Raw genomic sequence first — 18,492 nt, 5'->3', positions numbered from 1 at the left:
CAACTCTCTCACATTTCTTTACAATTGTTGTAATGTTTGAGAGGCGAACATTATGTATAAGAAATCATCTGAAAAGACTCTTGCACTCCCTAGAGGTGTGAGGAAAACTCAATGCGGCTATACAAACGTCCCCCTGACTGTGTGTAGTCGCATTTTTTTTGAGCAAAGGATAAAAAACCGTGTCTGATTTACCCAAATTGATTGATGCCACCCTTCATGTTGAAAATCGTATCGCCACATTGACCTTTGATCGTCATGACGTGCGAAATGCCCTCACAGGCACTGCCTTGATCGATGATATTATCAATACGATCGAGTGGGTAAATAAAGCGGCTGATGACATTAGTGTTTTGATCATGACAGGTGCGGGTTCTGCCTTTTCAGCCGGTGGGAACATTAAAGATATGAAAGATCGCGCAGGTGATTTTGCAGGCGATGTGGAAGAATGTCAGACACGGTATCGCCAAGGTATCCAACGTATCCCCTTAGCCATGAATAAATGTGAAGTCCCCATTATCGCAGCGGTCAATGGCCCCGCCGTTGGTGCAGGTTTTGATCTTGCCAATATGGCAGATATCCGCATTGCCTCAAGCAAAGCCAAGTTTGGGGAAACTTTTGTGAATTTGGGCATTATTCCGGGTGATGGCGGGGCTTATTTTTTACAACGCCTGATCGGTTATCAAAAAGCAGCTGAGCTGACCTTTACCGGGCGCGTCATTGATGCGGCTGAGGCCAAAGAAATCGGTGTGGTGCTGGATGTGGTGGAACCGGATGCGCTTTTAAAACGCGCAACAGAACTTGCAAGCCAAATGGCGGCCAAGCCCCCCCAAGCTTTGCGCTTTACCAAACGTTTGATGAAGATGGGCCAGCGTATGGAGCTGCCAGATTTTCTTGATCTTTGCGCCTGTTTCCAAGGCATGTGCCATAACTCAGATGAGCATATGGAAGCTGTGGAAAAAATGCTTGAGCTGATGAAAAAGTAAAAGCCTTTATGTGAAGGCCATATGACAGGGGTGTTAGCTATGAACCACACCGCTGTCATCGGCCTGAATGTCAAAGGCCGCTGCCATTAAGGCTTTGGTATAAGGGCTTTGGGGCGCATCAAAAATATCATCGCGCAGGCCTTGTTCCACAACGACGCCATTTTGCATGACCATGACTTTATGGCTCATGGCGCGCACGACTTTTAAATCATGACTGATAAAGATATAAGCCAGATTATGTTTTTGCTGAAGCGCGCGCAGCAGCTCAACGATTTGGGCTTGAACCGACATATCAAGGGCACTGGTGGGTTCATCCAGAATAATCAGGCGCGGTTTTAACACGACTGCGCGCGCAATGGCGATGCGCTGGCGTTGCCCACCAGAAAATTCATGGGGATAGCGATCTTGAGCCTCGCGCGACAAGCCGACTTCTTCTAAAATATCGCCAATAAGCTGGCGACGTTCTTCATAATTACCGCCAAGCTTATGGACCAAGAGGCCTTCTTCCACAATCTGATGGACTGACATGCGTGGCGACATGGAGCCAAAGGGGTCTTGAAACACCATCTGCATTTCACGGCGCAAAGGGCGTAAGTCTTTCTGGCTCATTATTTGTAAATCAGCCCCGTCAAAACTGAGATGACCCTCGCTATCCTCCAAGCGCAAGATCGCGCGACCCAAGGTGGATTTGCCTGAACCAGACTCCCCAACCACACCTAAGGTTTCCCCTTGGCGCACCGTTAGGGAAATCCCATTTACGGCTTTTACATGATCAACCGTGCGCTTAATGATGCCGCGCTTGATGGGATACCAAACTTTGAAATCTTCAACGCGCAAAATCTCATCTTCACTAAATTTACCTGTTGGTGCGCCACTGGGCTCAGCAGCGAGCAGTTTTTGTGTGTAAGCATGCTCAGGGCGCTCAAAAATATCACTACAGGCGCCTTGTTCAACAATTTGCCCGTCATGCATCACACAGACCCGGTCCGCCATATGGCGCACGATGCCAAGGTCATGGGTGATCATTAAAATCGCCATACCAAGCTTGGCTTGCAACTCTTTGAGCAATTTTAAGATTTGCGCCTGCACGGTCACATCAAGGGCGGTGGTAGGCTCATCAGCAATGAGAATATCGGGCTCATTGGCAAGGGCCATGGCAATCATGATGCGCTGTTGTTGCCCGCCACTAAATTGATGGGGCAGGGCTTTTAAGCGATCTTCTGTAGTTGCATCTTCAAGACCGACCAGTTTTAACAGCTCAATCACGCGCTCGCGTGCTTGACGCTTGGTCATGAGCTTATGGATAAACAGCACTTCGGCAATTTGCTGTTCAATTGAATGAAGCGGGTTTAAAGAGGTCAGCGGTTCTTGGAAAATCATAGCGATGCGATTGCCACGAATGGACCTGATCTTGCGCTCCTTACAGCCCAGCAGCTCATCCCCCTCTAAGGTGATGGAACCTGCGCGGTGGTGTGCGCGTGGATAGGGCAAAAGCTGTAAAATTGATAAAGCACTGACCGATTTGCCTGAACCGGATTCCCCAACAAGGGCAAGTGTTTCGCCTTTTTCAAGGGCAAAAGATATGCCGCGCACAGCCGCAGCCTCACCAAAAGAAACATGCAGGTCTTTGACCTCTAACAAACTCATTGCAATGTCTTCCTTGGATCAAACGCATCGCGCACAGCCTCGCCAATAAAGATCAACAGCGAAAGCATGACGGACAGTACGAAAAAAGCAGTAAGGCCCAACCAAGGGGCCTGTAAGTTATTTTTCCCTTGATTAAGCAACTCACCTAACGATGCACTGCCCGGTGGCAGGCCAAAGCCCAAGAAATCAAGCGCGGTCAGTGTGGTGATGGACCCATTAAGGATAAAGGGTAAAAAGGTGAAGGTCGCGACCATGGCATTGGGTAAAACATGGCGCAAAATAATGGTGCGATCATCGACCCCAAGGGCCTTGGCGGCGCGCACAAAATCAAAATTACGCGCGCGCAAAAACTCTGCACGCACAACAGAGACAAGCGAAACCCATGAAAAGAGCAACATTAAGCCAAGCAACCACCAGAAATTCGGCTGCACGAGACTTGCCAGAATAATCAACATAAACAAAGTGGGCAGGCCGGACCAAATCTCAATAAAACGCTGGGAAATGAGATCAATCATCCCCCCAAAATAGCCCTGCACAGCCCCTGCTGCCACCCCGATGATGGAACTGGCAACGGTTAGGATCAGACCAAACAGCACAGAGATGCGAAAGCCATAAATTAAACGCGCCACCACATCGCGGCCCTGATCATCTGTACCCAGCCAGTTTTCCGCACTGGGCGGGGCGGGGGTGGGCACGGTGAGGTCATAATTGATACTGTCATAGCTGTAGCGCACAAGGGGCCAGATAATCCAGCCGCCAGCCTCCTTGATTAAGGCTTGGACTTCAGGGTCGCGATATTCAGCCTCTGTTTCAAAAAAACCGCCAAAGGTGGTTTCGGGATATTCATTTAAAAACGGTGTGTAAAAAACATCCTCATAGGAAATCAGCAGCGGCTTATCATTGGCGATCAGTTCGGCAAAAAGCGAGCCGGTAAACAGAATGAGAAACAGCCATAAAGACCAATAGCCCCGTCTGTTCTTTTTAAAATTATCCAAGCGGCGTTGATTAAGCGGGCTCATCAGTTACCTCGCCTCAAAATCAACACGGGGATCAATGATATGATACATCACATCCCCAATTAAATTCATCACCAGCCCCAAAAGCGTGAAGAAATAGAGCGTGCCAAAGAGCACCGGATAATCCCGGTTAATGGCGGCTTCAAAGCCAAGCAGGCCGAGCCCATCAAGGGAGAAAATAATCTCTGTCAGCATGGAGCCTGTGAAAAACACCCCGATAAAGGTGGCTGGAAATCCGGCAATGACAATCAACATGGCATTGCGAAACACATGACCATAAAGCACGCGGTTTTCGTGCAAGCCCTTGGCACGTGCGGTGATGACATATTGCTTGTTAATTTCTTCTAAAAACGAATTTTTGGTCAACATGGTCAAGCTGGCAAAACCGCCAATGACCATGGATAAAACAGGCAAGGCCATATGCCAGAAATAATCGGTGATCTGCTCAAAGGTTGAAAGTTCCGACCAGTTATCTGAGACCAGCCCGCGCAAGGGGAACAAGTCAAAATAACGCCCGCCGGCAAAAACAACGATTAGCAGAATTGCAAAGAGAAAGCTTGGGATCGCATTGCCCAAAATCACCGCACCACTGGACCAGATATCAAATCTGGAGCCATCCCTAATCGCCTTTTTAATGCCAAGGGGGATGGAGATGAGATAAACCAGCAAGGTCGTCCATATCCCTAAGGAAATGGAGACAGGCATTTTTTCAAGAACGAGATCAACCACACTCTCATCGCGATAAAAACTATTACCAAAATCAAAGCGGATATAATTGCCCATCATCTGGAAAAAACGCTCATGCGCAGGCTTATCAAAGCCAAACTGTTGTTCAATCTCTTCAATTAGTTCTGGGGGTACCCCTTGGGCACCGCGATATTTGGAATTTTGTGAGGCGCTAGCACCTTGAGGGGCAGTGCCACTTCCTTGAATTTCAGAACTGCCCGTGCCAGAGACCCGCGCGGTTGCATCTACCGCTTCGCCCTGGATTTTTGCCAACATCTGTTCAACCGGGCCACCGGGGGCAGCCTGAATGATGACAAAGTTCAACACCATAATGCCCAGCAATGTAGGCACGATCAAAAGCAGGCGTCGAATGATATAAGCGAGCATGAAAAAAACGGTTCTTGTTTCAGTTAAAAACAGTTGTATGGAAGCTTAAGAACCACGTCAAGGGCACGGCGTCATACATCTGCTTTAGGAAATCATATCAATGTCCGAAAATGGCGAGTTTTATGCTGATCATACTGTATACTACCTTCATGAATTTAGAACATGACATATGCTATCAGGCCTTAAAGACGCGCGATGCCCGTTTTGATGGACGGTTTTTTACAGGGGTTTCTTCAACGGGAATTTTCTGTCGCCCGATCTGCCCTGCCAGTACGCCAAAGCCGGAAAATTGCACCTTTTATCCTTCAGCCAGTGCCGCGATCAATGCGGGGTTTCGCCCCTGTTTGCGCTGTCGCCCCGAAAGTGCCCCGGCAAGCCCGGCGTGGTTGGGCACTGAAGCCACCGTGCGCCGCGCCTTGCGCTTAATCGAAGATGGCGCGTTAGATGACGGGCAGTCTTTAAGCGAGCTTTGTGCGCGCCTTGGCATTGGGGAGCGTCACTTGCGCCGCCTGTTTCAAAGCCATCTTGGGGCCTCCCCCAAACAAATTGCCCAGACACGGCGTTTGATGTTTGCCAAGAAACTCCTGGTCCAAACCAAAGCGCCTATTACTGAGATTGCCTTGGGCTCGGGCTTTAACAGCCTGCGGCGTTTTAACGATGCCTATAAAACCGCCTTTGGTTTTGCGCCAAGTCATGAGCGTAAAAACAAAAGTGAAGAAACCAACACCCAAGAAACCGTGCTGCATTTTAATTTCCGCCCACCTTATGATTGGGACGGCTTGCTTAGCTTTTTTAAAGAGCGCGCCCTTGATGAGATTGAAACGGTGAGCATGACATCTTATGAGCGCCTCATTTGTATTGAGGGTCATAAAGGCTCCCTTAGGGTGAGTTGTGATGAAAAGAAGAACCGTCTTAAGGCCGTGATTAAAGATATCCCCACCGCCCATTTAAAGACCGTGTCGCGTAAAATCCGCCGCCTGTTTGATGTGGATGCCGATCCGGTTGGGATTGCCCATGATCTAAGCCACGACCCTGTCTTAATGCCTTTGGTGAAAGCGCATCCCGGTTTGCGCCTGCCCGGTGCGTGGGATGGGTTTGAAATTGCCGTGCGCGCCATTATTGGTCAGCAAATCAGCGTTAAGGGCGCGCGCACCATATGTAATCGTCTGGTCGAGCGCATTGGCACGGGGCTATTTCCCACTGCTGATGAGATAATGAATGCTGATTTGGATGGATTGGGCCTGACGGGGCGACGTATCACCACCTTAAAAAAACTGTCTGAAAACTGGTGTGGCCTTGATAAGGCAAAGCCTGTTGAAGAAACGTTAAAAGAGCTGTGTGCGCTGCCCGGTATTGGGCCGTGGACAGCGCATTATATTGTCATGCGTAGTTTTGGAGAGCCCGATATTTATCCGGTGGATGATCTGGCGTTGCTGCGCGGTCTTGAAAAGCTGGGGCAACCTTGCACCAAGGCAGATTTAAAAGAGCGCGCACAAAACTGGCGGCCTTGGCGGGCTTATGGGGCGTTATATTTATGGAGGGCATCGTGATGAAAATTTTTTATGGGGAGTATTTTAACAGCCCGTGCGGTGAGCTTTCTATTGTGTTTGATGAAAAGGAAACCTTGCTGCATCTAGATTTCCCCGATCAAGGAGAGCGCCAAGACAGATTGCTTTTAAAACGCTTTGGCCCCTATGAGTTGGTGGAAAAAACCTCTCGTGACATTAAAGGCCATATCCTTGCCTATCTTTCAGGTGAGTTTGCCGCCCTTGATAGGATTACCTGCGATCTGGGTGGGACAGAATTTCAAAACCGTGTCTGGAGCGCCCTTCAAACCATTCCGCTTGGCAAGACATGTAGTTATCTGGAACTTGCCCGGCAATTGGGTAATCCAAAGGCCGTGCGTGCGGTGGCGCGTGCCAATGCGCTAAACCCCATCTCGTTGATCTATCCATGTCATCGTGTGATTGGATCAGATGGCTCACTCACCGGATATGCAGGCGGGTTAAAGCGCAAAGAATGGCTGTTGCACCATGAAGGGGCGCTGTAACTACCCACTAATGCGCAATTGTCAAAACCTGTGATAACTGGCAAAGATGCGTCCATGAGCTTGATCCTTATTAAAATCTGCGTGACCATTACCATTGTGCTGGGGCTTTCTGTAATTGCCGAGCGTGTCAGCCCGCGCGTGGCAGGCCTGCTTGGGGGCTATCCCCTTGGCATTGCCATTGTGTTGGTTTTTATCAGCTATGAAGAAGGGGCCAGCTTTGCGGCCCAAAGCATGGTACATACCCTTGCAGGGCTTTGTGCCAACCTGTCTGTTTTTGCAACATATGGCCTTGTGATCAGTCTGCGTCCGAAATGCCCGGTCTGGCTTGCAGCCCTTTTATCGCTTCTATCCTTTATGATAGTGGGGCTGGGGTTGAGCTATATTGATTTTGATCTTATTTCTGCGGTTGTTTTCATCATTATTGTCATTGCCATTTGCATCTTTTCTTTTAAACGCTTTGCTGAAATGAAAATTCATCGCGCTGTGCGTTTGGGTTTTTGGGTGACTTTTGTGCGCGCGGCTATGGCCTGTTTTGTGGTGCTCTCCATCACCGGGCTTGCCAATATCATGGGTCCACAAATGGCGGGTGTGATGGCGAGCTTCCCCTCCACCGTCTTTCCCATGGTGGTGATCATTCATTTCACCTATGGTCCCGCGCCAGTGCTGAGCATTATCAAGCATTTTCCCAATGGATTAGGTGCGATGGTCAGTTTTGGGATTGTCTATGCGCTTTATCTGGAAAGCCTTGGCCTGCTGTGGGGAACATTGGCCTCCTTTGGGGCCGCAACGGTTTACTTGCTGGCATTTTCTCTGTTCCAACAAAAAATGCGCCCGAAAACCACATAGAGTTTTCAAGACGCATCAAGATTAGGGCATAAACTCATAAAATAGACTTGCTTTGGTTTATCAAAAATATAGGCAAGACAAGGAAAAGGTTTGCAGGAAGTACTTGTACTTTCAAAAGGCTTTGACGCTGTATTTGCCTATATTTTTGATAAATCCCTAAAGGGACGGGATTACTTTAAGGATGGGCCGCGTTATAAAATCCTTAAAGTGCTCGCACTTCTGTGGATTTCATGCCTAACCCATCCTTAAAGTAATCTCCGCCAAACAATTCTATTTTATGAGTTTATGCCCTAGTTTTAAAAGTCTAAATCTTTAAGAAAAAGCGTTAGGCGACAGCGCGCAATCCTTCAAGAACTTCCTCAACAGGTTTGCGATCTTTCCAGAGTTTCAACAAAGGGCGCGGTGTGAGTTTCGCCACTAAATCAGCATGTGGGGCTACAGTAAGCTGCTCATATGAAAGTTCGCCTTCAATATGGGCGCTCTTTTCAATAATCACTTCGCGGGCCTGAATGTTACCTTTAACAAACCCCATGATGCGCACGGTTTCGGCAACTACAGTGCCTTTAACGCAGCCTTTTTTGCCGATTACAAGGTTATCTACTTCAATATCGCCTTCAACATTGCCGCGCAAATCAAGCTCGCCTGTGCCTTTAATATCAGCATGGATGTTGCGATTGCGCCGTACAATGGCTTTTTTTGGTTTTAAAAACATGGTTTTAGACTTTCCTATTCATTTGCCTAGTCCTAACCTATCCCAAAGAAGTAAACACGCGATTAACAGGCATGAAAAAAGAGCATATCTTTCGACATGCTCTTTAAAAAAGTCTGTTACTTAAGCTTTATTGGAGGCCAGCGACAAACTCGATGAGTTCATCCAGATAGGCTTGTACCTCTTTTGAAGGCTCTTCTACCTGATGGACCAGCTCAATGGCTTCATCCAGATTATGTTCTGCATAAGCGCGTGCTGCTGCAATACCCAATGCATGGACTTTTTCATGGGGCGGATCAATCGCACTAAAGGCCGGATGGGCTTTAACCTGAGCATCATGTGCGCCAAAGTACCATTTACCCAAGCGGCAATGTTTATGATCAGCCAATTCATTGGGGTCAAGGTTTGCACGACCCACCAGCATATCAGCCAGTTTTTTGCGCCAAACCATATGATCGGCCTTGGCGCGAATGAGATCACGTGCGGCAAACTGGTTGCGCATTAAGGCATCCATTTGCTCGGTCAGCAGTTTTTCTGTCTGGTCCATTTCATCAAGCACTTGAGTGTTTGATTTAACGTTTTCATTGGCCATATCAGAAATGACACCCGCATTTTGTGCCGTTTCTCCCGTCACGCTTTGCTGTTGTTCTAAAACAGTGGCAATGCCTTGCATATCAGAGGTCACACGGTCTACACCACGGTCGATCTCTTCCATGCTTTTAAGCGTTGAGGTGATGATCTGTTGACCATTTTCCACAGCGCTTGCCCCTTCGGACATGGATGTGGTGATCTCTTCCATCTCGTGGCGCAAACGTTCAATACGATCATTAATATCGCTTGTGGCGCGCTCTGTCTGGTTGGCAAGGTTTTTCACCTCACTGGCAACCACGGCAAAACCTTTACCCGCTTCGCCTGCGCGTGCAGCCTCGATGGTGGCATTTAGGGCTAATAAGTTGGTTTGTGAGGCGATATTATTGATCAAGCCGACCACTTCACCAATTTGGGTTGAGGCATCAGCCAAATCTTTTAATTTATCCACACCATGGCTGACCGATTCAGAAATGGCGTTAATGGCATTGATGGCCTCTTGGGAACCCAGCATGCTTTGCTGGACAATTTCCTGCAGATGAGTGGCTTCTTCAGAACTGTGATGGGTGCTGCTGGAAATCTCGCGAATGGATGCTGACATTTCTTCCATGGCAGAGGCCAGGCTTTGTGAAATCTCGTTCAGTTGTTTCAAGCTGCGGGCAGAACGGGCAACGGAAATCACTGTTGAGTTATTAGCAACAGAAAGTCCAACAGAACGCGAAAGCTGCGTTTCGGCACGCGTTTGCTGTTCTTGTGCCATTTTCTTTAACTTAACAGTTAATTCATCACGACCTTCGGGAACTTGGCTATAGTCGCGTTCCATAATCGCATTAACTTGTTCTAAGGCCAGAGACAACTCGCAATGCTCAACCTCAGTTGTTACGGCACTCTCCACACTGGAGTTCTGCGTAACTTCGGTCTTCTTCTTACCAAAGAATGACATAATACCCTCGTAAACCACGTAAAAATTTATATGATTTTTTTATTATTTTCCCTATAAATTGCATAAGTTTTAAGCAAACTCAACAAAATAACATATACGGAAGTATTGTTTTATATATTCCAAAAGTAGTATCACGTGGTGGTTTCTAATTCATTTGGCTAATATATATGATTTACCCATATTTATCATATGGTTATGAGGCGCTTTAAAATTGCATAAAAAAAGCCGGAGGCTTTCGCTTCCGGCTTTTTCTGATCAGAAATTTGAAAGTCTATTGACGTTCAAACTGCAATTTCTTGATCTCTGCAATCGCTTTACCCGGGTTTAGGCCTTTCGGGCAAGTGTTTGTACAGTTCATGATCGTGTGGCAACGGTACACTTTGAATGGATCGTTAAGATCATCAAGGCGTTTACCTGTTGCTTCGTCACGTGAATCTGCAATCCAGCGATATGCTTGTAGTAAAACAGCTGGGCCGAGGTAACGGTCGCCGTTCCACCAGTAAGATGGGCAAGATGTCTGGCAAGAGAAGCACAAGATACATTCCCAAAGACCATCCAGCTTTTCACGCTCTTCAATAGACTGTAAACGCTCTTCATTTGCAGGTGCTGGTGTATCAGCTTGCATCCAAGGTTCAACAGAACGAAGTTGCGCATAAGGCAGGTTCAGGTCTGGGACCAGATCCTTGATCACAGGCATATGCGGCAGTGGATAAATCGCACAATCACCATCAACTTCTGCAATGGGCTTCAAACAAGCCAATGTGTTTGTCCCGTCGATATTCATCGCACAAGAACCACAAATACCTTCACGACAAGAACGACGGAATGTCAGCGTTGTATCAACTTCATTTTTGATTTTGATCAGCGCATCCAAAATCATCGGGCCACAATCATCGAGATCAATCTCGAATGTATCCAGAGACGGGTTTTCACCTGAATCAGGATCGTAACGGTAGATTTTGAACTTCTTAACGTTCGAAGCCCCATCAGGAGCTTTGAAGGTCTTGCCTTCTTTAACCACCGAATTGGCGGGTAGAGAAAATTCAGCCATTTTCTAAGCTCCTCTTAGTAAACACGTTCTTTAGGCACGATGTACTCAATCTCATCCGTCAATGTCCATGTGTGGACCGGACGATAATCAAGCTCAACAGAACCATCAGCTTTAACGTATGCCAAAGTATGTTTCATCCATTCTTCGTCATCACGATTTGGGAAGTCTTCATGTGCATGTGCACCGCGTGACTCTTTACGTGCTTCGGCTGAAACAATTGTTGCTTTCGCACAAGCCATCAGGTTTTCAAGCTCAAGGGTCTCAACCAGATCAGAGTTCCAAACCATAGAACGGTCTGTAACTTTAAGGCTGTCCAATTTCTTCGAAATTTCGAAGATTTTGTCCATACCTTCTTTAAGGCTTGGCCCTTCACGGAATACGGCTGCGTGCGTTTGCATTGTTTTTTGCATTTCAAGGCGAACGTCAGCTGTTTTATGCTCGCCATTTGCATTGCGCAAACGATCAAAGCGTTCCATGATCTTGTCTGTAAGGCTCTCGTCAATCGCTTTATGTGGCTCGCCTGCTTTCATTGTTTCAGAACAACGAATGGCAGCTGCGCGACCAAAGACAACGATATCCAACAAAGAGTTTGTACCCAGACGGTTTGCACCGTGAACAGATGCTGAAGCACATTCACCAATAGCCATCAGGCCTTCGCAAACCGCATCAGGGTCATCTTTAGTTGGGTTAACAACTTCGCCATGATAGTTGGTTGGAATACCACCCATGTTGTAGTGAACCGTTGGCAGAACCGGAATAGGTTCTTTGGCTGCATCCACACCAGCAAAGATTTTCGCTGTTTCAGTGATACCCGGCAGACGCTTGAGAAGTTCTTCTTCAGGAAGATGCTCAAGGTGCAGATAGATATGGTCGTTTTCTTCACCAACACCGCGACCTTCACGAATTTCCATCGCCATCGAACGTGATACAACATCACGCGAAGCAAGGTCTTTCGCCGTCGGTGCGTAGTTCGGCATGAAGCGTTCACCTTCAGAGTTGGTGAGGTAACCACCTTCACCACGTGCACCCTCAGTGATCAAACAGCCAGAGCCGTAGATACCGGTTGGGTGGAACTGAACGAATTCATGATCCTGCAAAGGAATGCCTGCACGTGCAGCCATACCGTTACCATCACCCGTACAAGTATGGGCAGATGTACAAGAGAACCAAGCACGACCGTAACCACCTGTTGCCATAACAACTTTGTGGGCGCGGAAGCGGTGGATTTTACCTGTATCCAAATCCCAGGCTACCAGACCACGACACACACCGTCTTCCATCAGCAGATCAATACCGATGTACTCAACAAAGAATGTCGCATCATGTTTCAAACACTGTGAATACAATGTGTGAAGGATCGCATGGCCGGTACGGTCAGCTGCGGCACAAGCACGTTGAACAGGTGCTTCACCGTAGTTAGACATGTGACCACCAAACGGACGCTGGTAGATTTTACCTTCTTCTGTACGAGAGAACGGCACACCGAAATGTTCCAGTTCCTGTACAGCAGGGATGGCGTTGCGACACATATATTCGATGGCGTCTTGGTCGCCGAGCCAGTCGGAACCTTTCACCGTATCGTACATGTGCCATTGCCACTTGTCCTCAGCCATGTTGCCAAGAGCTGCGCCAACGCCGCCCTGTGCTGCAACCGTGTGAGAACGTGTTGGGAAAACTTTAGTAACACAAGCCGTTTTCAGGCCTGTCGCCGCCATACCGAGCGTCGCGCGCAAACCTGCACCACCGGCACCCAATACGACCACGTCATATTCGTGTTCGATAATTTCGTAAGGCTGATTAGCCATGGTTCATTAGCCTCCAAAGGCGACGCGCAGAACTGCAGTGATGGCCGAGAAGCCCATCAGCGCTGCGATCAGTTTCACAAAGACAAGAAGAAAAATCTTCTTTGCCTCACAAGACACATAGTCTTCGATCACGACCTGAAGGCCGAGAACAGCGTGGTAGAACATCACAAAGATGAACAAGCACAAAAAGACCATATTGCCGTGATCACCGAGCCAGTCCTTATAGGCGGCATGATCGGCGTCAGCGAGACCAATGATAGAGAAAACGAACCAAAGAGCGAGCGGCACTAGGGCGATAGCGGTTAAACGCTGATGCCACCAGTGATGGACGCCGTTCTTTGTAGAGCCAGTATTACGTGCCTGACCCAAATAACTTTGCATCTTCATTAGTTCATCCTCACAGCACTGCAAAAATCCAGAAGGCCACCGTCAGAATGACAGCCAGACCGATTGTGACACGACCAGACGCAATGAGATCTTCTTTCTCAAGGCCTTTACCCGTATCCCAACGCATGTGGCGAATACCATTCACGAGGTGATAAAACAGACAAGCTGTCCAGCCGAAAATAATGATCATGCCAAACCATGACGTCATCAATTCCTGTGCTGTAGCGAAGCTTTCCGGACCGTACGCGGCTGCGACAATCCAATAAGTGAAAAACACCAGACCAAGGGACATGATGATCCCGGTCATGCGGTGCGTAATTGACATTTTACCTGCCATAGGCAGTTTGTAAACTTGTAGGTGCGGCGATAACGGCCGATTTCCCGTAGTCATGGAGCGGTTCCTTTTACCATGAAAAAGAGGGATACTGAAAAACATATCCGGTCTAACCCTGTCTTAGGTCGAAGTCAATGTGCCAAGGCCATTTAGGGCTAAATTCCCCAAAATAAAGGCGATTTAACCCCATTGGTATGACCGATAGAGGCAATTTTTCAGGTATTATTGCTTAGTTTGCGAACAAAATCGGTACTGTAATGCGCATTTAATTCTTGGATTCGCCCTAAAGTACCGGATTACTCATCCCACTTTTCAGCAACGCTAGGTGGTGCCTGTTCAAAGGGGGAACCAAGGCGAAAGCGCGGGCTGCCGTGCCCTGTGGGGGCAAGCTCTTGTGTTGGTCCGCCTGCGCGCACGGGCCGGGGGGCAAAACGGCCCATACTTTGAAGGCGATCATACATGACCAAAGCCCCGGCAACCCCCACATTCACGCAGAACTTCATGGGGATTTTAATGATATGGTCACAGCGCTCAATGGTGCTATCGGGCAAGTTTGAACGTTCTGGCCCCAAGATATAGGCCGCATTGGTGGGATGGCGAAAACTGGGCAGTTCCACCGCATCCTCGGTTAATTCCACCCCGACAAGCTGACAGCCCTGTGGCAACATCATGTCCTCTAAATTGGGGAAAGAATAAAACGGGGTATGTTCCACCGCCTTGGATGTATCGGTCTTATGGCCTTTGGTTTTTGAATATTTCGCATCTACCGTAAAGACGAAGCTTGCGCCAAAGGCATGGGCAGTTCGATATAGATTACCGATATTAAAAGGTTTATTCACCCCGTGAATGCCAATGCCGAAATACCCACGCATGATCTTTGCTCCACATATCCATATGATTTTCGTCATTCCCAACTTGATTGGGAATCTCTTTCTATGCCACAAAGACTCTACATCTGTTTTGGTGACACGATCACTGGCTATATAGCAAATGGAGTTCTTATATGAAAGCGGCAGTTTGCACCTCCCTTGAGGGCTATGAAAATCTCGAAATCCTCGACATCGATATCCCCAGCCCCAATGAGGATCAGGTTTTAATCCGCGTTCATGCCAGTGCGTTGAACTTTGCCGATAGTTTGATTGTGAAAGGTAAATATCAGGTCAAGCCCCCGCTTCCTTTCTCACCGGGTCTGGAATGCGCAGGTGTGGTTGAGGCCGTGGGCGCTACTGTCACCACATGTAAGGTGGGTGATCGGGTCATGGCGGTGCTTGATTGGGGTGGTTTTGCTGAATATGCCCTTGCAAAAGCCCATGATGTGTATCCCATTGCGGATAATCTGGATTTTAAAACCGCTGCTGCCATCCCTGTGGCCTATGGCACGTCGCACCATGGTTTGCGCATGAAGGCAAACTTGAAGGCGGGGGAAACCTTGGTGGTCCATGGCGCAGCTGGTGGGGTGGGGCTCACGGCAGTTGAAATTGGTAAACGCATTGGCGCAACCGTTATTGCCAGTGCAGGCGGGGCAGAAAAGCTTGCCATTTGTAAAGACCATGGCGCGGACCATCTGATTGATTATCGTGACGGTAATGTGCGTGAAAAGATCAAGGAACTGACGGGGGGCTTAGGCTCCCACGTGGCTTATGATCCTGTCGGGGGTGATCTCTTTACCGAGACTTTGCGCTCCACCCGCCAAGATGGGCGTATCTTGGTTGTGGGATTTGCCAGTGGTGATATTCCTCAAATTCCCGCCAATATCATGATGGTGAAAAATATCACCTGTATTGGTTATCACTGGGGGGCTTATCGCACGCTTGATCCCGATAGCTTGCGTGCTTCTTTTGCTGAACTTATGGGCTGGATTGAAGAAGGCTCTTTAAAACCTCATGTCTCCATGACTTTTGCACTGGATGATATTAAAGAAGCCTATCACGCACTGATCAGCCGTAAATCCACAGGTAAGGTGGTGGTGACCCTTTAGGGTTAAGCGGTTTTAGTTTCCCTTTTCACCGCCATTTCCTTAATGGGGAGATGGACCACAGCTGAGAAAACACCAAGGGCGATGGAAACATACCACGCGCCATCAAAGCTGCCTGTCAGATCGTAAAAATATCCGCCCAGCCACGCCCCGAAAAACGCGCCGATCTGGTGGGTGAAAAGCGTAATGGCAAAAAGTGTCCCCATATAGCGCGTGCCAAACATCACCCCGACCAAGCCACTGGTCAGCGGCACGGTTGAGAGCCACAAGGCCCCCATGGCAACGGCAAAGGCAAGGGTAGAAAAGACCGTGATGGGCATTAAGGTATAGATAAGAATGGCTGCTGCGCGGGAAAGATAGATGATGCTTAGCAGATATTTCTTGGAATATTTACCGCCCAAGACCCCTGCAATATAAGTCCCCGCCATATTGGAAAGCCCAATCACCGCAAGGGCTGTGGCGCCTACTTCAGGTGCGATATTACAGGTCGATAAAAACATGGGCAGGTGGGTGACGATAAAGGCAATATGAAACCCACAGACAAAGAAACCCAGATTAAGCAGGATATAACTGTTGGTGCCAAAGGCTTCATGCAAGGCTTGGCCCATGGTTTGATTGATTTGAGAAGGGTGATGCTCTTCCTCACCGGGTTTGGAGTTGACTTGTAAGGCAAGAAACACCCCAAGGGCGGCAATGGCAGCCAAGGTCGCCAAGGCAATGGACCAGCCATATTCATTGATTAAACCTTGAGAGACGGGGGCAAAAAGAAACTGCCCAAAAGAGCCCCCCATAGAGGCAATACCAAGGGCCGTGCTGCGTTTTTCTTCTGACACCATGCGCGCAACTGCACCCAGTACCACAGGCAAACCCATGGCGGCGACCCCAATACCAACCAACACGCCCGCACTCATATGAAGCATCATGGGGCCTTGGGGAAAGGCCATACCGACAAGGCCAAGTACATAGACAAACACCCCGACCAGCAAAACAGGGCGCGAGCCATATTTATCGGCTAAGGCCCCGGCAAAAGGCTGGGCCACCCCCCACATGAGGTTCTGGATGGCAAGGGCAAGGGCAAACACACCCAACTGCCAGCCCAGTTCCATGCGCATGGGTTCAATAAACAAACCATGGTTTTGACGCATGCCCATACCGATGGCTAAAATCAGTGCACCGCAGATGATAATCGTCCAAGCCCGTTTACCCATGAGGGGAATCCTTAATTACTTTGAATTATTCCAAGATAGGGATTGTTCGGAAAGGTAACAATTAAAAGATTGTCACCATGACAATATTAGGGGGTAAGTTTAACCCAGAGACCGTCTGCGCCATTAATCCATCTGGATGCTGGATCAAGCCCAGCATGACAGGGATAAAATGCCCCTGACCTTTTCATAGCAACTTTCAAACATGCATTCGTCATTCTGGCGAAGGCCAGAATCCACCTTAATGCAGGATCAAGCCCAGCATGACAGGGATTAAATGAAAGGGTTTTCTTATGACGGCACGCATTACAACAGTTACTTTTAGTGGCATAGACGTTATTGAAGTCGAAGTCCAAGTTTCAATCACCACAGGACTTCCCGCCCTTAATATTGTCGGCTTGGCGGATAAGGCGGTTTCTGAGGCGCGTGAAAGGGTGCGTGCAGCGCTTACGGCGTTGGGGCTCTCTTTACCACCTAAAAGGATCACGGTTAATCTTTCACCTGCTGATCTGGCAAAAGAAGGCTCACATTTTGATTTGCCTATTGCCCTTGGTTTGTTAGCCGCCATGGGGGTGATTTCTGAGGAAGAGCTTTTGCCTTTTATTGTGTTGGGGGAGCTTGCCTTGGATGGGCGGATTTCTCCGGTAACAGGCGTGTTACCTGCCGCCATTCATGCTCAAGTGAGTGAGCGCAATATTTTATGCCCCAAACCCCAAGGCGGCGAAGCGGTCTGGGCGGGGGATCTGGATGTGTTGGCTCCGCATGATTTACTGGAACTGGTCAATCATTTTAAAGGTCGTCAGCTTTTAAACCGTCCACAACCCATTAAAGTGGTGCAACAAAACACAGGTGAGATGCCGGATTTGCGCGATATCCGCGGACAAGAAAGTGCCAAACGTGCATTAGAGGTGGCGGCGGCTGGAAGCCATAATCTCTTGCTTTGTGGTCCCCCGGGTGCGGGGAAATCCATGTTGGCGCGTCGCCTTCCCGGTATTTTACCACCCCTTGATGCCCATGAGGCTTTGGAAGTTTCCATGATCCATTCCATTGCAGGCACCTTGCCTGAAGGCGGCTTGATGGTGGAGCGCCCGTTTCGCGATCCTCATCATAGTGCCTCTATGCCTGCCTTGATTGGCGGTGGTCATCGCGTGCGCCCCGGGGAGGTTTCCTTGGCCCATCTTGGGGTGTTGTTTTTAGATGAGTTGCCTGAATATAACCGCACGGCCTTGGAAGCCTTGCGCCAACCTCTAGAGACTGGGCGTGCTGAGATTGCGCGTGCCAATGCCCATGTGAGCTATCCCGCGCGCGTGCAACTTATTGCCGCTATGAACCCGTGTCGTTGTGGGCATTTAGATGATGCGGCCCTTGCCTGTTCGCGTGCGCCCAAATGCGCAGAAACCTATCGTGATAAAATCTCAGGTCCGCTTTTGGACCGGATTGATCTGCATTTAGATGTGCCGCCTGTAAGCCCCATGGATTTGCACCTGCCGCCTTCAAGTGAGGGAACACAAGAGGTGCGCGCACGGGTGTTGCGCGCACGTATGGTGCAAAAAGAACGTTATCAGGAAAAAGGCCTGCGCACTAATGCAGAGGCCGATGGGGAATTTCTTTTAAAAATCAGTCAGCCGGATCAAGCCGGGCAAAACCTGCTGTTGGAAGCGACCAATAAATTGAAACTTTCTGCGCGCGGCTATCACCGTGTCTTGCGTGTGGCCCGCACTTTGGCAGATTTGGAAGGGTGTGAGAATGTGAAGGCGGACCATATCGCAGAAAGCCTGTCCTATCGTCCCAATATGTCTAGGAAAACAGAACAGGCTTTTGCTGTTTAGTTCGTCAAGGC

General features: G+C 48.7%; 17 protein-coding genes. 6 read left to right on the top strand and 11 right to left on the bottom strand.

The window, feature by feature from the left end; all coding sequences use genetic code 11:
- Positions 1-179: 179 nt before the first annotated feature.
- The gene (locus MTBPR1_RS11740; RefSeq protein WP_069189197.1) at positions 180-983 is read left to right on the top strand and encodes an enoyl-CoA hydratase-related protein; all 804 of its coding nucleotides are present in this window, start codon (positions 180-182) and stop codon (positions 981-983) included.
- Between the two features lie 33 nt (positions 984-1,016).
- On the opposite strand, the gene MTBPR1_RS11735 is transcribed toward MTBPR1_RS11740, so the two are convergent.
- Genes MTBPR1_RS11735 through MTBPR1_RS11725 form a run of 3 tightly spaced genes read right to left on the bottom strand, consistent with a single transcriptional unit; the run spans position 1,017 to position 4,759 of the window.
- Positions 1,017-2,630: an ABC transporter ATP-binding protein gene (locus MTBPR1_RS11735; protein WP_069189196.1), complete on the bottom strand. Its 1,614-nt coding sequence runs from the start codon at positions 2,628-2,630 to the stop codon at positions 1,017-1,019.
- Entirely contained in the window at positions 2,627-3,649 is a 1,023-nt protein-coding gene (locus MTBPR1_RS11730) for an ABC transporter permease (protein WP_069189195.1), read from the bottom strand. The genes MTBPR1_RS11735 and MTBPR1_RS11730 overlap by 4 nt, the downstream gene beginning before the upstream one ends.
- A 3-nt stretch (positions 3,650-3,652) precedes the next feature.
- Positions 3,653-4,759, bottom strand: a complete 1,107-nt coding sequence (locus MTBPR1_RS11725) for a microcin C ABC transporter permease YejB (RefSeq protein WP_069189194.1) — start codon at positions 4,757-4,759, stop codon at positions 3,653-3,655.
- A gap of 122 nt (positions 4,760-4,881) precedes the next feature.
- Here MTBPR1_RS11725 and MTBPR1_RS11720 point away from each other — a divergent pair, with 122 nt between their 5' ends.
- From MTBPR1_RS11720 to MTBPR1_RS11710, 3 genes are read left to right on the top strand one after another with little or no spacing between them, the layout of a single operon-like run.
- On the top strand, positions 4,882-6,309 hold the full coding sequence (locus MTBPR1_RS11720) for a DNA-3-methyladenine glycosylase 2 family protein (protein WP_240492892.1): 1,428 nt from the start codon (positions 4,882-4,884) through the stop codon (positions 6,307-6,309).
- Positions 6,309-6,809 carry a methylated-DNA--[protein]-cysteine S-methyltransferase gene (locus MTBPR1_RS18395; RefSeq protein WP_069189295.1) on the top strand — a complete coding sequence of 167 codons (501 nt, stop codon included), beginning with the start codon at positions 6,309-6,311 and terminating at the stop codon, positions 6,807-6,809. The genes MTBPR1_RS11720 and MTBPR1_RS18395 overlap by 1 nt, the downstream gene beginning before the upstream one ends.
- A 54-nt stretch (positions 6,810-6,863) precedes the next feature.
- On the top strand, positions 6,864-7,655 hold the full coding sequence (locus tag MTBPR1_RS11710; protein WP_069189192.1) for a hypothetical protein: 792 nt from the start codon (positions 6,864-6,866) through the stop codon (positions 7,653-7,655).
- 325 nt (positions 7,656-7,980) lie between these two features.
- Here MTBPR1_RS11710 and MTBPR1_RS11705 read toward each other — a convergent pair whose 3' ends face one another.
- The 7 genes from MTBPR1_RS11705 to MTBPR1_RS11675 form a co-directional block, all read right to left on the bottom strand.
- A complete protein-coding gene (locus MTBPR1_RS11705; protein ID WP_069189191.1) occupies positions 7,981-8,367 on the bottom strand; it encodes a bactofilin family protein in 387 nt (128 codons plus the stop codon).
- A gap of 127 nt (positions 8,368-8,494) precedes the next feature.
- Complete coding sequence (locus MTBPR1_RS11700) at positions 8,495-9,895, bottom strand: methyl-accepting chemotaxis protein (RefSeq protein ID WP_083223057.1); 1,401 nt, start codon at positions 9,893-9,895, stop codon at positions 8,495-8,497.
- 271 nt (positions 9,896-10,166) lie between these two features.
- Positions 10,167-10,946: a succinate dehydrogenase iron-sulfur subunit gene (locus MTBPR1_RS11695; RefSeq protein WP_069189190.1), complete on the bottom strand. Its 780-nt coding sequence runs from the start codon at positions 10,944-10,946 to the stop codon at positions 10,167-10,169.
- 14 nt (positions 10,947-10,960) lie between these two features.
- Positions 10,961-12,751 (bottom strand): succinate dehydrogenase flavoprotein subunit, encoded by a 1,791-nt coding sequence (gene sdhA / locus MTBPR1_RS11690; RefSeq protein ID WP_069189189.1) that lies wholly within the window; start codon positions 12,749-12,751, stop codon positions 10,961-10,963.
- 6 nt (positions 12,752-12,757) lie between these two features.
- Complete coding sequence (sdhD, locus tag MTBPR1_RS11685) at positions 12,758-13,138, bottom strand: succinate dehydrogenase, hydrophobic membrane anchor protein (protein WP_069189188.1); 381 nt, start codon at positions 13,136-13,138, stop codon at positions 12,758-12,760.
- A 10-nt stretch (positions 13,139-13,148) separates the two neighbouring features.
- The gene (gene sdhC, locus MTBPR1_RS11680) at positions 13,149-13,529 is read right to left on the bottom strand and encodes a succinate dehydrogenase, cytochrome b556 subunit (RefSeq protein ID WP_069189187.1); all 381 of its coding nucleotides are present in this window, start codon (positions 13,527-13,529) and stop codon (positions 13,149-13,151) included.
- Positions 13,530-13,768: 239 nt separating this feature from the next.
- On the bottom strand, positions 13,769-14,344 hold the full coding sequence (locus tag MTBPR1_RS11675; protein WP_069189186.1) for an RNA methyltransferase: 576 nt from the start codon (positions 14,342-14,344) through the stop codon (positions 13,769-13,771).
- A 131-nt stretch (positions 14,345-14,475) separates the two neighbouring features.
- Here MTBPR1_RS11675 and MTBPR1_RS11670 point away from each other — a divergent pair, with 131 nt between their 5' ends.
- The gene (locus MTBPR1_RS11670; protein WP_069189185.1) at positions 14,476-15,450 is read left to right on the top strand and encodes an NADPH:quinone oxidoreductase family protein; all 975 of its coding nucleotides are present in this window, start codon (positions 14,476-14,478) and stop codon (positions 15,448-15,450) included.
- Positions 15,451-15,452: 2 nt separating this feature from the next.
- Here the strand turns inward: MTBPR1_RS11670 and MTBPR1_RS11665 are convergent, their stop codons facing one another.
- On the bottom strand, positions 15,453-16,655 hold the full coding sequence (locus MTBPR1_RS11665) for an MFS transporter (RefSeq protein ID WP_069189184.1): 1,203 nt from the start codon (positions 16,653-16,655) through the stop codon (positions 15,453-15,455).
- Positions 16,656-16,945: 290 nt separating this feature from the next.
- Between MTBPR1_RS11665 and MTBPR1_RS11660 the strand changes: the two genes are divergently transcribed.
- Complete coding sequence (locus tag MTBPR1_RS11660) at positions 16,946-18,481, top strand: YifB family Mg chelatase-like AAA ATPase (RefSeq protein WP_069189183.1); 1,536 nt, start codon at positions 16,946-16,948, stop codon at positions 18,479-18,481.
- Positions 18,482-18,492 lie beyond the last annotated feature (11 nt).

It is taken from the genome of Candidatus Terasakiella magnetica (assembly GCF_900093605.1).
Lineage (GTDB): Bacteria > Pseudomonadota > Alphaproteobacteria > Rhodospirillales > Terasakiellaceae > Terasakiella > Terasakiella magnetica.
The sequence above is the reverse complement of the archived record's forward strand: the minus strand, read 5'-3'. Positions and strand labels throughout refer to the sequence as shown.

Coding starts and splice junctions, on each gene's coding strand:
- MTBPR1_RS11735 (WP_069189196.1), bottom strand. CDS start 2,630: ATGAGTTTGTTAGAGGTCAAAGACCTGCATGTTTCTTTTGGTGAGGCT.
- MTBPR1_RS11730 (WP_069189195.1), bottom strand. CDS start 3,649: ATGAGCCCGCTTAATCAACGCCGCTTGGATAATTTTAAAAAGAACAGA.
- MTBPR1_RS11725 (WP_069189194.1), bottom strand. CDS start 4,759: ATGCTCGCTTATATCATTCGACGCCTGCTTTTGATCGTGCCTACATTG.
- MTBPR1_RS11720 (WP_240492892.1), top strand. CDS start 4,882: ATGCTGATCATACTGTATACTACCTTCATGAATTTAGAACATGACATA.
- MTBPR1_RS18395 (WP_069189295.1), top strand. CDS start 6,309: ATGAAAATTTTTTATGGGGAGTATTTTAACAGCCCGTGCGGTGAGCTT.
- MTBPR1_RS11710 (WP_069189192.1), top strand. CDS start 6,864: ATGAGCTTGATCCTTATTAAAATCTGCGTGACCATTACCATTGTGCTG.
- MTBPR1_RS11705 (WP_069189191.1), bottom strand. CDS start 8,367: ATGTTTTTAAAACCAAAAAAAGCCATTGTACGGCGCAATCGCAACATC.
- MTBPR1_RS11700 (WP_083223057.1), bottom strand. CDS start 9,895: ATGTCATTCTTTGGTAAGAAGAAGACCGAAGTTACGCAGAACTCCAGT.
- MTBPR1_RS11695 (WP_069189190.1), bottom strand. CDS start 10,946: ATGGCTGAATTTTCTCTACCCGCCAATTCGGTGGTTAAAGAAGGCAAG.
- sdhA (WP_069189189.1), bottom strand. CDS start 12,751: ATGGCTAATCAGCCTTACGAAATTATCGAACACGAATATGACGTGGTC.
- sdhD (WP_069189188.1), bottom strand. CDS start 13,138: ATGAAGATGCAAAGTTATTTGGGTCAGGCACGTAATACTGGCTCTACA.
- sdhC (WP_069189187.1), bottom strand. CDS start 13,529: ATGACTACGGGAAATCGGCCGTTATCGCCGCACCTACAAGTTTACAAA.
- MTBPR1_RS11675 (WP_069189186.1), bottom strand. CDS start 14,344: ATGCGTGGGTATTTCGGCATTGGCATTCACGGGGTGAATAAACCTTTT.
- MTBPR1_RS11670 (WP_069189185.1), top strand. CDS start 14,476: ATGAAAGCGGCAGTTTGCACCTCCCTTGAGGGCTATGAAAATCTCGAA.
- MTBPR1_RS11665 (WP_069189184.1), bottom strand. CDS start 16,655: ATGGGTAAACGGGCTTGGACGATTATCATCTGCGGTGCACTGATTTTA.
- MTBPR1_RS11660 (WP_069189183.1), top strand. CDS start 16,946: ATGACGGCACGCATTACAACAGTTACTTTTAGTGGCATAGACGTTATT.